Annotated in this window: 16 protein-coding genes; 8 read left to right on the forward strand and 8 right to left on the reverse strand. The window is 69.8% G+C overall.

Going from position 1 to position 12,407, the window contains the following annotated elements:
• The first annotated feature begins 143 nt into the window (after positions 1-143).
• Positions 144-1,049, forward strand: coding sequence for an AraC family transcriptional regulator (locus OVA13_RS12335; protein ID WP_267790770.1), 906 nt, complete (start codon positions 144-146; stop codon positions 1,047-1,049).
• Positions 1,050-1,160: 111 nt separating this feature from the next.
• Positions 1,161-1,733: a DUF3016 domain-containing protein gene (locus OVA13_RS12340; RefSeq protein WP_267790771.1), complete on the forward strand. Its 573-nt coding sequence runs from the start codon at positions 1,161-1,163 to the stop codon at positions 1,731-1,733.
• A gap of 45 nt (positions 1,734-1,778) precedes the next feature.
• Here the strand turns inward: OVA13_RS12340 and OVA13_RS12345 are convergent, their stop codons facing one another.
• Entirely contained in the window at positions 1,779-2,582 is an 804-nt protein-coding gene (locus OVA13_RS12345; protein WP_267790772.1) for a hypothetical protein, read from the reverse strand.
• Positions 2,583-2,681: 99 nt separating this feature from the next.
• Between OVA13_RS12345 and msrB the strand changes: the two genes are divergently transcribed.
• From msrB to OVA13_RS12370, 5 genes are all read left to right on the forward strand, one after another.
• Entirely contained in the window at positions 2,682-3,149 is a 468-nt protein-coding gene (gene msrB / locus OVA13_RS12350; protein ID WP_267790773.1) for a peptide-methionine (R)-S-oxide reductase MsrB, read from the forward strand.
• An 89-nt stretch (positions 3,150-3,238) separates the two neighbouring features.
• Positions 3,239-4,300, forward strand: coding sequence for a CorA family divalent cation transporter (locus tag OVA13_RS12355; RefSeq protein WP_267790774.1), 1,062 nt, complete (start codon positions 3,239-3,241; stop codon positions 4,298-4,300).
• 47 nt (positions 4,301-4,347) lie between these two features.
• On the forward strand, positions 4,348-5,115 hold the full coding sequence (locus OVA13_RS12360; RefSeq protein WP_324288288.1) for a HipA family kinase: 768 nt from the start codon (positions 4,348-4,350) through the stop codon (positions 5,113-5,115).
• On the forward strand, positions 5,102-5,509 hold the full coding sequence (locus OVA13_RS12365; RefSeq protein ID WP_267790776.1) for a DUF3037 domain-containing protein: 408 nt from the start codon (positions 5,102-5,104) through the stop codon (positions 5,507-5,509). Before OVA13_RS12360 ends, OVA13_RS12365 begins: the two co-directional genes overlap by 14 nt.
• On the forward strand, positions 5,506-5,793 hold the full coding sequence (locus OVA13_RS12370) for a DUF4031 domain-containing protein (protein ID WP_267790777.1): 288 nt from the start codon (positions 5,506-5,508) through the stop codon (positions 5,791-5,793). The genes OVA13_RS12365 and OVA13_RS12370 overlap by 4 nt, the downstream gene beginning before the upstream one ends.
• A gap of 140 nt (positions 5,794-5,933) precedes the next feature.
• Here the strand turns inward: OVA13_RS12370 and OVA13_RS12375 are convergent, their stop codons facing one another.
• From OVA13_RS12375 to OVA13_RS12405, 7 genes are all read right to left on the reverse strand, one after another.
• Entirely contained in the window at positions 5,934-7,811 is a 1,878-nt protein-coding gene (locus OVA13_RS12375; protein ID WP_267790778.1) for a M56 family metallopeptidase, read from the reverse strand.
• Position 7,812: 1 nt separating this feature from the next.
• The gene (locus OVA13_RS12380) at positions 7,813-8,208 is read right to left on the reverse strand and encodes a BlaI/MecI/CopY family transcriptional regulator (protein WP_267790779.1); all 396 of its coding nucleotides are present in this window, start codon (positions 8,206-8,208) and stop codon (positions 7,813-7,815) included.
• A gap of 110 nt (positions 8,209-8,318) precedes the next feature.
• Positions 8,319-8,798, reverse strand: a complete 480-nt coding sequence (locus OVA13_RS12385) for a DoxX family protein (RefSeq protein ID WP_267790780.1) — start codon at positions 8,796-8,798, stop codon at positions 8,319-8,321.
• Positions 8,795-9,100, reverse strand: a complete 306-nt coding sequence (locus OVA13_RS12390) for a DUF3861 family protein (protein ID WP_267790781.1) — start codon at positions 9,098-9,100, stop codon at positions 8,795-8,797. Before OVA13_RS12390 ends, OVA13_RS12385 begins: the two co-directional genes overlap by 4 nt.
• The gene (locus OVA13_RS12395) at positions 9,097-9,606 is read right to left on the reverse strand and encodes a DUF1097 domain-containing protein (RefSeq protein ID WP_267790782.1); all 510 of its coding nucleotides are present in this window, start codon (positions 9,604-9,606) and stop codon (positions 9,097-9,099) included. Before OVA13_RS12395 ends, OVA13_RS12390 begins: the two co-directional genes overlap by 4 nt.
• Before the next feature lie 15 nt (positions 9,607-9,621).
• Positions 9,622-10,530, reverse strand: a complete 909-nt coding sequence (locus tag OVA13_RS12400; RefSeq protein ID WP_267790783.1) for an SDR family oxidoreductase — start codon at positions 10,528-10,530, stop codon at positions 9,622-9,624.
• A gap of 56 nt (positions 10,531-10,586) precedes the next feature.
• Positions 10,587-11,336, reverse strand: coding sequence for an SDR family oxidoreductase (locus tag OVA13_RS12405; protein ID WP_267790784.1), 750 nt, complete (start codon positions 11,334-11,336; stop codon positions 10,587-10,589).
• Positions 11,337-11,458: 122 nt separating this feature from the next.
• Between OVA13_RS12405 and OVA13_RS12410 the strand changes: the two genes are divergently transcribed.
• On the forward strand, positions 11,459-12,367 hold the full coding sequence (locus OVA13_RS12410; RefSeq protein WP_267790785.1) for a LysR family transcriptional regulator: 909 nt from the start codon (positions 11,459-11,461) through the stop codon (positions 12,365-12,367).
• The last annotated feature ends 40 nt before the right edge of the window (positions 12,368-12,407 follow it).

The following is a 12,407-nucleotide window of genomic DNA, read 5'->3' on the forward strand; positions in this document are numbered from 1 at the left end:
GGGGCGTCGATATCCGGTTCCTCCGCGATCCTTGCCTGATCCTGCGCAGGCCGGCCCCACGCCATTCCCGCGTGCCGCTGGCTGCGTAGACTGGCCTCCAGCATTCCCGACCCCCTCGCTGCCCCTTCCTGCAGAGTCTTCCCATGCCTGACGCCGCTGCCCTCCACGACGCCCGCATCCACGAACTGGCCAACCTGATTGAACGATCCACCGGCAAGGACGGCCTGCACACCACCGCGATTCCTGCCCTGCAGTTCTCGCGCCTGAGCGCGCCCATGGCGCTGCCGATGCGCGGCGTGCAGGAGGCCGCGCTGTGCCTGATCGTGCAGGGGGCCAAGCGGGCGATGCTGGCGGACGAAGTCTACGAATACGATGCGAGCCGCTTCGTGGTGGCCTCGGTCGACCTGCCGGTGACCGGCCAGGTGACCGCCGCCTCGCCGGAAGCGCCGTACCTGTGCCTGGTGCTGAAGCTGTCGCCCGCCACCATCGCCGAACTGGTCACCGAAGCCGAAACGGCGAACGCACCGCTGCCGCCGCCTTCGCGCGGGCTGTTCCTGCAACCGAGCAGCGTGGAAATGCTGGACGCCGCGATCCGCCTGGTGAAGCTGCTCGACGCGCCGCACGACATCCCGCTGCTGGCACCGCTGATCGAACGCGAGATCCTCTACCGCGTGCTGTGCAGCCCGCAGGGCGCGATGCTGCGCCACATCGGCATCGCCGACAGCCAGGGCCAGCGCGTGGCGAAAGCGATCCACTGGCTGCGCCAGCACTATGCCAAGCCGCTGCGCATCGACCACATCGCCCGCGAAGTGCACATGAGCGCGTCCGCCCTGCACCATCACTTCAAGGCGGTCACCGCGATGAGTCCGCTGCAGTACCAGAAGCAGCTGCGCCTGCAGGAAGCGCGGCGGCTGATGCTCAGCGAAGTGATGGACGCCGCCAGTGCCGGCCACCGCGTGGGGTACGAAAGCCCGTCGCAGTTCAGCCGCGAGTACAGCCGCATGTTCGGCGCCCCACCCCTGCGCGACGTGGAACGCCTGCGGGGATGAATGCACTCTGACGGGTCCGGGTGGCGCGACCGGGGGCTGCGTTGCGGCGCCCGGTGGGCAGGCGCAGAATCACATTGAGCACGATCCGCGCTTGCCCGCAGGAGTCCCGCCATGAAAGCTTCCACCCTGCTGTTGACCGCCCTCCTGGGCCTGACGGCTGCATTGCCCGGCATGGCCCGCCAGAAGGACGTGACCGACCCCGCCCTGCCCCGCAGCCTGCCCGACAACGGCGGCGCGGTCAGCGTCAGCTGGACGGACCCCGCCGATTTCAGCGAACTCAAGTACAGCGGCAACCGCTGGGAGTCCAAGCGCGGCAACTGGGTCGTCACCCTGGCCGAACACCTGCGTGACGAGTCCGCCAAGCGCCTCGCGCGTGGCCAGACCCTGCAGGTGACCATCACCGACATCGAACGTGCCGGCCGCTACGAACCCACCGTACGTCCCGGACTGGACGACATCCGCATCGTGAAGGACATCTACCCGCCGCGCATGACCTTCAACTTCACGCTCAAGGGTCCCGACGGCCAGGTGCTGGCCGAAGGCGAGCGCAAGCTGGTCGACCACGGCTTCCTCAACGGCAGCTCGATCAGCAACAACGACAACCTGCGCTACGAGAAGCGCATGATCGACGACTGGGCGCGCCGCGAGTTCAAGGACACGCCGGCGGTGACGTCCACGCCCTGACGCGCCGTCCCCGCACGCGCCGCATGACACAGGCCCCGCGCTGCCTCAGCGCGGGGCCTGCGCGTTTGCGGCCTGCGGTTCGTGCGGGTAGACCGCCGATACCGTGCACTGGAAGCGAGTGCCGGGCCGCGAGAACCGGCGCGGGTCTTCCGGCAGCATCAGGCCCGGATCGCCGGTATCGAACAGGGTCCCGCCGCCGCTGTCCTGCGCGATGATGCGGTCGCCGGGATTGCCGCAGATCACGCCGATGCCCACCCCCGAGCGGAAGACGATCGCCGGCGCCGCGTCGAGGTCGGGACAATTCTGCGCCAGTTCCACCCGGTAATAACGGTGGCCGCCGGAGCGGCGCGGCGACAGCTCCACCAGCATGCCCTCGCTGTCCTCCGACCAGGCACGCAGGTAACGCGGGTTGAAACAGAAACTCGGCGAACCGGCGAATCCGCGACGCCGCGGCGCGCGCACGCTGACCGTCTCCAGCGTGGTCACGCCGTCATCGGCCTGCGAGGCCGTCCGCGCCAACGCGGCGTAGGTGCGCGCATCGACGCCGGCCAGCGCGGTGACCGCGCAGGTGGCAGGCCCGGTGCGGACGAACTCGTTCCCGGTACCGCACACCCAGCCTTCGCGCGCCAGCAGCACCGCAGGGGTGTCCGCCTGCAGCGGGCAGTCGGTGGCCAGCGCCAGGCGGAAACGGCGGCCGTCGCTGTCCTGCACGGCGAGCGTCCGCGCGTCGGCCTGGTGGATCTCCTGCATCCGGCGCGCGTCCAGGCAGTCGGGAGACGGGGCGGGGCTGCGCTCCTGCGCGTGCGCGGGCAACGCCGCGGCGAGTAAAAGAAAGACGATCGGTCGCATCCATGTGCTGCCAGGGGAACGGTGGCCCATCGTAACCGCGCCTTGCCTCACCCGGGTTGCGGCACCATATCCGGACCATCCCCGCGACCGGACACGACCATGAGCGCCTTCGACCTCACCCCACCCACCGACGCGCAGCGCGACGACCTGATCGCCGGCCTCAGCGACGAGGAACGCCGCGTGCTGCTGCACCACGGGACCGAGGCGCCGTTCTGCGGCGTGTTCCTGGACAACAAGACCGACGGCGTCTACACCTGCCGCCTGTGCGGCCTGCCGTTGTTCCGGTCCAGCGCCAAGTTCGATTCCGGTACCGGCTGGCCCAGCTTCTTCAAGCCCTACGACGCCGCCCACATCCGCTACATCCGCGACACCAGCCACGGCATGATCCGGGTGGAGGAAGTCTGCGCCCGTTGCGGCAGCCACCTGGGCCATGTCTTCCCCGATGGCCCGCCGCCTACCGGCGAACGCCACTGCCTCAACTCGGTCTCGCTGAGCTTCACGCCCGTGGGCGAGGCGCTGCCGGACAGCCTGCAGCGTGGTGGCGTCGAGGCGCAGCCCGCCGACTGACGCCGCCCCGCGGCTGTCATCTGCGCGGCATGTGGGACAGGTAGCCTGACCGTCATCGAACGGTCTTCCTCCTGCCCCACGGTCGCAACATGCCCATGCTGGTCGACACCCGCGACGCGTCTCCTTTTTCCGGCATGCCCGGCGTGCTGTGGGCCTACCGGTTCCATGCCGACGGCCACGCCGATGCCGTCGATGCCGGGGCGATGGCGGTGGAGTCGCTGTTGGCCTCGTGTCCCGCGCACGGCTGGATGTGGCTGCACCTCAACCTGAGCGATGCCCGCAGCGCACAGGTGATCGCCGCATTGCCCCTGCCCGAGGATGCACGCGAGGCGCTGCTTTCCCACGACACCCATGTCAGCCTGCAACGCGACGAGGACACCGCCTACGGCGTCTTCGTCGACTGGCAGCACCAGCGTGGCGTCGAACTGGGCGCGGACGCCGGCCTGCGCGGCGATGACGACACCGGCTGGCTGCATTTCGTGCTGACCGCCGGGCTGCTGGTCACCGCGCGCCGGCACGCGCTGCGCTCGGTGGAGATCAGCCGGCGCCGGGTGAACGCCGGTGCACGCATGACCTCGCCGGAGCGCCTGCTGGAGGCCATCACGGAACAGTTCGCCGATGCGGTGGAGCGCGCCACCGACGGACTGGCGTCGCGGCTGGACCACATCGAGGACCGCGTGCTTGCCGACACCATCGGCGAGGAGCGTCGCGACCTGGCCCTGCTGCGGCACCAGACGGTGCGCCTGCACCGGCCGCTCACCGCGATGCGGCGCGTGCTGAAGCAGTTCGAGCAGCGCCATGCGCCGGAGGGTGAGCACGAACTTCTGCTGGCCGCCGTGTCGCGACTGACGCAGCGCTTCGACGATCTGGATGGCGACGTCACCACCCTGCAGGAACGCGCGCGGCTGCTGCAGGACGAGGTGGCCGCCAAGCTCGCCGAACGCACCAACCGGCACCTGTACGTGCTGTCGATGATCACCGCCCTGCTGCTGCCGCCCAGCCTGGTGGCCGGCGTGTTCGGCATGAACCTGCCCGGCCTGCCGTTCGCGCACAGCACACATGGACTCGCGCTGGCGCTGGTGCTGGGCGCAGGCTCCAGCGTCGCGGTCTATCTGGTCCTGAGGCGCATGGGCGTGGCGCGTTCCACCTGAGCCGGAACGGGCGTGGGACGGCGACGGGTTATCCTTGCGCAATGAGCCTGCGAACGTTGTCCGCCACGCGTTACGTCACCCCGCTGCGCGAAGGCGGCTCGATGCCGGCCGTGGTGGAGGCCGACGACGATGGCCTTTACGTGCTGAAGTTCCGCGGCGCCGGCCAGGGACCGAAGGCGCTGGTGGCGGAGGTGATCGCCGGCGGCCTGGCCCACGCGCTGCAGCTGCCGATGCCGGAGATCGTGCTGCTGGAACTGGATGCGGAACTGGCGCGCACCGAGGGCGACCCCGAGATCCAGGACCTGATCCGCGCCAGCGCCGGCCTCAACCTGGGCATGGACTATCTGCCCGGTGCGGTGAACTTCGATCCGGTGGCCGAGCAGCCGGAGGCGACGCTGGCCTCGCGCATCGTCTGGTTCGATGCCTTCATCAGCAACGTCGACCGCACCGCGCGCAACACCAACCTGTTGATGTGGCACCGCCAACTGCGCCTGATCGATCACGGTGCCGCGCTGTACTTCCACCATGGCTGGGACGGCGACACCACGAACGCCGCGCGCCCGTTCCCGCTGATCCGCGACCACGTGCTGCTGCGCTGGGCGTCGCGCCTGGCCGTAGTGGATGCGGAGATGGCGGAGAAGCTGGGCGGTGACGTGGTCCGCGACATCGTCGCGCAGGTACCCGACGCCTGGCTGCAGGGGCCGGACAGCTTCGGCGACCCGGCCACGCAGCGCGCCGCCTACGTCGAATATCTGACGCAACGGCTGGCACGGCGCGACGGCTTCGTGCAGGAGGCGATCCGTGCACGCGCATGACACCTACGATTATGCGGTGATCCGCGTGGTCCCGCGCGTGGAGCGCGAGGAATTCATCAACGTCGGCATCATCCTGTCGTGCGAGAAGACCGGTTTCCTCGAGGCCCGCATCGACCTGGACGAAGCCCGCGTGCGCGCACTCGATCCACTGCTGGACATCGAGTCGCTGCGCCGCCACCTGGACACTATTCCCGCCATCTGCCGCGGCGGCGAGGCGGCCGCGCCGATCGGCCTGCTGCCGCAGCGCGCCCGCTTCCACTGGCTCACCGCCAAGCGCAGCTCCATCATCCAGACATCGCCCGTGCACATGGGCAGGTGCGGCGACCTGCCCGCCACGCTGGAACACCTGATGGACCGCATGGTGCGGGTGAAGGCCGCGACGCGCGCGCCATGAGCGTGTACGTGGACGACGCAGTGACCTTGTGGCGGGGCCGCCGCTGGGCGCACATGATGGCCGACACGCTGGAGGAACTGCATGCCATGGCCGCACGCCTGGGCATGCCGCGACGCGCGTTCCAGGACAAGTCGAGTGGCGCGCATTACGACCTGACGGTGGAACTGCGCGAAGAAGCGCTGCGCCTGGGGGCCGTCGCGATCTCCCGCCATCGCGACCGCGAGCAGGTGCGCGCGATCATCCGCCGGGCGCGCGCGCAGTGGAGCGGTGCAGGCCCAGGCTAGGTGTTGGGTTGCGTGCCGGCGTGGGCAGGATCAGCCGCCGGCCATCGCGGGTGGCGCCCTTCGACACGCAAGTGGGCACCGCTCAAACGCGAACGCCGGGCAAGCCCGGCGTTGCATGCATCAACCGACGCGAGCGGCTATCAGAGCCGCTGCGCCGTTCCGTTGCGGATGGCCTCGCTGATCACGCGTTCCACTTCGCGCTGCATCGCCACGGAGGCGGCTTCCTGCTTGCGGGCCAGGGCTTCCTGCTGGCGCGCCAGCGGTTCCTGCTGACGGGCCAGCGCTTCCTGCTGCCTTGCCAACGCTTCCTGTTCCTTCGACAGGGCATCCATCCGGCGGTCGTGTGCCTGTTCCTGCGATGTCTGTCCGTCGCGTGCTTCGCGCATCGCGCGTTCGACGCGCTCGCTGGCCAGTTCCGCCATCTTCATGCCCAGTTCGCCCTGGCGTTCGCCAAGCTCGCCCTGGCGTTCACCCAATGCGCCCTGCTTCTCGCCGAGCGCACCCTGCTGCTCGCCCAAGGCCTCCACCGGTGCGTGGGCCTGCGCCAGGCGCTTCAGCGTGGCCGCATCGCGGACCACGTACTGCTTGCCATCCTGGCGAATCCACAGCAACGGCTGGCCGTCCTGCTGCAGCTGTTTGACACGCCGGATGTCATCGCTGTCGCCATTCATGGTGACGTGCTTGCCGTTGATCAGGATGTACGAGTCGTCGCTGTCCCCTCCGTTGCGAATGCTCCACGACGACACGCCGTGGCCGAGCGACAACGCGGGCGGCGGCGGTGGCGCAGGGGGAGCCGGTGCGACGACGGTCGGCGTGGCGGGCGGACTGGGTGGCGCAGGGGGCGCCGGCATGTCGGCGGCACGCGCCACCCTGATCGGGCCCGGTGCCGCGACCGGATCCGGCGCGGCCGCCGGATCGGGCTGCGGCGCCACGGTCGGGCGCGCGACGGGTGCCGGCGCTGCGGGTGCAGGGGGTGCGGCAGGTGCGGCCGGCGCGCTGCTGGCGGTGACGCGGTACGGCACCACGCCCAGCAGGACCACGCCCAGCGTGAGCGCGAGTGCGCTGGCGCGCAGGGGGGAAGCGGTGTGCTGCAGCATGAGCAGTCTCCTCTTGAGGATGCGGAACGTGGGGGAGGCACCGGCCAGTGCCGGCGCGGGCGCGGTGGCGACGCCCAGCTTCACCAGCAGGCGTCCGTAGTCGTGCGGGGCGTGGCGTTCGTCGGCGATCACGGCGGCATCGCAGGCGACTTCGCGCGCGAAGCCGTACTCGCGTGCCGCCAGGTGCGCCACGGGGTGGAAGAAGAACAGGTGCTGGGCGAGCACGGGCATCCAGCTCCACCACAGGTCGCGGCGCTGCAGATGGGTCAGTTCGTGGTGCAGCGCCATGCGCAGGTCATCGGCTCCCATGCGTGCCAGCTGGTGCGACGGCAGCAGCAGCACCGGTTCGATGGGACCCACAAGCTGCGGCGAGTCGATGTCGTCGCTGGTCCGAAGGGCGGGCAGGCGGGCGATGCCAAGCTGCTCGCCGAGGTTGACGTATTCCTTGCACAGCGCGCGATCGGTGCAGGGGCGGGAGCGCGCGACGCGGCGACGCAACTGCACCCAGGCATGCAGCGTGCGCATCAGCATGACGCCAACGCCGGCCGCCCAGGCGAACAGCAGCACGACCGGCCACGACGGCAGTTGCCACGCCGTTGCCCCCACATCGGGAGAGGCCGTGGAGACCGCGGACGCGGCCAGCGGCGCGATTGCCAGGTTTTCGCCGGACAGCCCGGCGGTGGCGACCGCCATGACCGGCGCGGGTTCCGCCGGCAACAGCGGCAGGGGAACCGGCGAGGTCCACAGCAGGCCCACCACCATCTGCGTCGCCACCAGCCACCAGAGCCAGCAGCGCGTACTGGCGTCCAGGCGCGGCAGGTAACGGCACAGCGCCCAGACCAGGGCGGCGAGCACCAGCGACTGCGCGCTCACGGCCAGCAGGCGCGACAACACGACATCGGCAAGGCTGATCAGGTCCATGTCAGCCCTCCTTCCGGCGCGACTGCAGGTTGGCGACCATGGCTTCCAGCTCGGCCATTTCGTCGTCGCTCACTTCCGTGCGCTCGGACATCCAGGCGACGAAGGGCGACAGCGAGCCCTGCAGCGTCTTCTCGACGAAGCTGCCCACCGCGTGCCGCATCACGTCGTCGGACTGCGCGACCGGTGCGTAGCGGTAGACGCCCCCGACCTGCCGGCGGCGCAGGTAGGCTTTCGCGCGCAGCCGTTCCATCATGGTCAGCACGGTGGAGCGCGCCAGGCCGCGTGGCTCGCCGAACGCGGCGGCCACCTCGCCCACGCTGGCATCGCCGTGCTCGGAGAGATGCTGCAGCAGCGCCAGTTCCTGGTCGCCGATGGATTTGCGGGATTTGCCGGCCACGGATCGCCTCGCTGTAACTACATGTGTAGTCACCATGCCCGATGACGACAACTGTAGTCAACCGTGCCGAAGGTCATTCCCCCGGCCCGGCCGACGAACGGCATGCCGGTTCAGCGCCAGCCCAGCCAGCGATCCAGCGCATGGCGGCCACTTCCGCGGAAAGCCATGAACACCGCCAGCCACAGCATCAGGAACGGATACTCGATGCCGCGGTCGATCCATGGCCAGGTCGGCCCCAGGGCGATGCAGATGGCCAGCATCTGTACGGCGAACATCGGCGCCAGCAGCCGTGTGCCCAGCCCCAGTGCCAGCAGCACGCCCCCCACGCCTTCCAGCAGCGCCACGAACATCGCCAACGCCTCGGCGCCCGGCAGGTGCAGCACGTGGCGGATCAGATGGGTGGAACCTGCCATCGGATCCGCCATCGAGCCATGCGCGGTGCCGGCCAGTTTCGGCAGGCCATGGGTGAACAGCACGCCGCCGAAGACGATGCGCAGCAGGGTGTACGCCACCTCGCTGCCCTGCATGCACAGCCATTCGAATCGCGTCCGCAGGGTCGAGGGGGATGCGTCATGCGGTGCGCCGCTCATGGCATGTCCTCCGGCAACTTGGCAGCCGACTCCCCTCCATCCACCCGCGCCTTCAGGTTGCCGATGAAGGTGCGCATCGCCGGTTGCAGACCGGCGAACAGCGGATCGCGGCGATGACGCAGCATCACCCCGGTCAACAGCTTGGCGCCCACGGCCAGCGCCGCCGCGTCCGCGTCGAACGCGCCGCTGCTGCGCACGCGCTCGACGATCCGCAGCAGGTCGTCGTGCTGCTCCACGTCGAAGGACAGGCCGGCGTCCTGCGCCAGCGACTGCACGGTGATGCGGTAACAGTGCGCTTTCATGCCGCTGCACTCCCGTGCCTGTGCGGTGCCGTCGCGGCGATGTGGTGGTGCAGGCGGCTGGCGAACCACGCGGCGGTCGCGCCCAAGGCGGCTGAGCCCGCCAGCGTCAGCCAGGCCTCCATCGAGGGCGGCTGGTGTGCGGCGAACCAGCCCACCAGTCCGAGGAAGAACCCCAGCAGGTTGTTGAACACCGGCACGTGCCGCATCGGCAGCACCGCCGTCGCCACCGCGAACACCACGGCACCGGTCGTCAACGTGCCCAGCAGCGGCGACAGTTCGGCCATCGCCATGGCGGCCAGCACGCCGACGGCCATGCCGCCCGCCACGCAGGCCAGGTTGACCAGGCCGTGGCGCGCAGTGACGCCGCGGGTGAAGTACGAGATCCAGCCGATGAACATCGCCCACACCGGCCACTCCAGCAGCACGGCACCGCTGGCGGCGAGCGATGCCACCGCCGATTCGCCCAGCACGACCTTCACGGCCGTCGGAAAAGAGGAACGTGTCATGTCCGCGCCCCCCGGTCAGGCCGAGGCCGCGACGACGCGCGGCTTCAGCAGGTCATCCAGGCCGATGCGGCGCAGCAGTTCCGCGCGCACGCGGTCGGCCACGCCATTGACGATCTCGGCACCGTCACTGGAAGGATCGATGTGCACGCGGAACGGACGCTTGCCGAACGTCGCATCCACCACGTCGACGATGGCGGTGGCGACCGACTGCGGATCGGCATCGTCCGGTTCCAGCGCCGCCAGACCGCGGAGGGCGATATCGGCGATGTCCGCCGTGGGGCCATGTGCATAGACCTGCGCCGTCGCGTCGTCTTCCGGCTGGCCGGCGTGCGCGAAATGATTCGTGCCCTGGGTGAAGGCACCCGGCACGACGATCGAGGTCTCGATGCCCCAGCGTGCGAGTTCGCCCGCATAGCTGACCGCCAGCGAATCCATCGCCGCCTTCGCCGCGAAGTAGGGGCTGAGATACGGGGGCGTGCCGCCGCGCACGCTGCTGGACGACACCCAGACCAGCAGGCCCTTGCCCTGCCAGCGCAGCTGCGGCAACGCGGCACGGTTCACCCGCTGCGTGCCGAGCACGTTGATGTCGTAGAGCTGCGCGAACTGCTCCGGCGTGAAGGCTTCCGCAGGACCATAGCCCATGTGGCCGGCGTTGTGCACCACCACGTCCAGCCGGCCGTGGGCAGCGATGATCTGCGCGACGGCCGCGTCGACGGATGCCTGCGACTGCACGTCCATCTCGATGGCGCGCAGGTCGACGCCGTGCTCAGCGGCGTAGTCGTTGGCGGCCTGCACCTGCGGTGCGTTGCGAGCGGTCGTGGCGCGCATGCCGGCATAGACGGTGTGGCCGGCCTGCGACAGTGCACGCGCCGTCATGGCGCCGAAGCCGCTGGAGGCCCCGGTGATGAGGATGATCTGGTTCATGTCATGGCTCCTGGAATGCGGGGAAATGTCGTGCGAGGCGGAAAGGACGCAGGCAATCAGGCGAAGCCGCCGTTGGCGCGCAGCACCTGGGCGTTGACCCAGCCGCCTTCCGGGCCCGCCAGGAAGGCCACGACACCGGCGATGTCGTCCGGCGTGCCCAGGCGCTCCAGCGGCGGCAGCTTGGCGATCTGCGCGATCTGCTCGTCGCTCTTGCCGTCGAGGAACAACTGCGTGGCCACCGGGCCAGGGGCGACGGCGTTGACCGTGATGTCGCGGCCGCGCAGTTCGTTGGCCAGCACGTGCACCAGCCCTTCGACGCCCGCCTTCGAGGCGATGTAGGCGCCATACGTGGGGAAGGCCTTGGCGATGACGCTGGTGGACAGCGCGATGATCCGGCCGCCCGCCCGCACATGGCGCGCGGCTTGCGACAGCACCAGGAAGGCACCGCGCAGGTTGGTCTGCAACAGGCGGTCGAACGCCTCGACATTGCCTTCGGCGATGACGTGGTTGGCCATCACGCCCGCGCTGTTCACCACCACGTCGACGTGGCCGAAGGTGGTCGAGGCGGTGTCGAACAGGCGCTGCATGTCGGCCGGATCGGCGACGTCGCCCTGCACGGCGATCGCACGGCCACCGGCCTGTTCGATCAGCGCGACGGTCTGGTCGGCGCTGGCGTGGTTGCCGGCGTAGTTGGCGACGACCGTGAAGCCGTCGCGGGCCAGGCGCTGGGCGATGACGCGGCCGATGCCGCGCGAGGCGCCGGTGACGATGGCGACGCGATCGCCGGGTTGGGAGGAGAGGTTCATTGGGGGGCTCCGGTCGAGCGGCGGGGTGCCGCGGGAGGGAGCCAGTGTGTTAGTTCGTCCCGTATGGATAAATCGGCATAACTTGCCAATACAATCCAACCAGCCACAACAATGGAGCGACCATGGACCGGTTCGAAGCGATGAAGCTGTTCACCCGCATCGTGGAGCTGGGCAGCTTCACCCGCGCGGCGGGCGACCTGGACATCCCGCGGGCCACCGCCACCCATGCGATCAAGGAACTGGAAGCGCGCCTCGGCGCGCGACTGCTCGAACGCACCACGCGCCAGGTCCGCCCCAGCCTGGACGGCCAGGCGTTCTACCAGCGCTGCGTGCAGCTGCTCGCCGACCTGGACGAAGCCGAGTCTTCGCTGAGCGTGGCCGCCACCAACCCGCGCGGGACCCTGCGGCTGGAGCTGCACGGCGCGCATGCCAACCACATCATCCTGCCGCGCATCGGCGAGTTCCGCGCCCGCTACCCGCAGCTGGACCTGGTGGTGAGCAGTGGCGACCGGCTGGTGGACCTGGTGCGCGAAGGCATCGACTGCGTGGTGCGCGCAGGCCACCCGCGGGATTCCTCGCTGGTGGTGAAGCGGCTGGCCGCGATGCCGGAAGTGGTCTGCGCCAGCCCGTCCTACCTGCGGTACTTCGGCACGCCGCAGCATCCGGACGAGCTGCAGGCGCACCAGGCGGTGGGCTTCTTCGCCAGCGATCGCGACATTCCCTACCCGTTCGAGTTCACCATCGAAGGACAGGCGCGCGAGTACACGGTCGGCGGCTGGGTCTCGGTGAACGACGCGGAGTGCTACACCACGTGTGCCCTGCAGGGCGCCGGACTGATCCAGGTGCCGCGCTTCCGGGTGGAAGACCACCTGCGCAGCGGCCGGCTGGTGCAGGTGCTGGCCGACTGGCCCAGCCCGCCCTTGCCGGTATCGGTGCTGTATCCGCACCACCGCCAGCTGTCGCCGCGCGTGAAGGCGTTCATCGACTGGGTGAGCGGCGTCTACGAGGACAGGTTCGGCCCGCTGGCCTGACCCGGGACGCTCAAGAAACCGGTGGCCAAGCCGATCTTGG

Origin of the sequence: Pseudoxanthomonas sp. SL93 (assembly GCF_026625825.1) — a bacterium.
Classification (GTDB): Bacteria; Pseudomonadota; Gammaproteobacteria; order Xanthomonadales; family Xanthomonadaceae; genus Pseudoxanthomonas_A.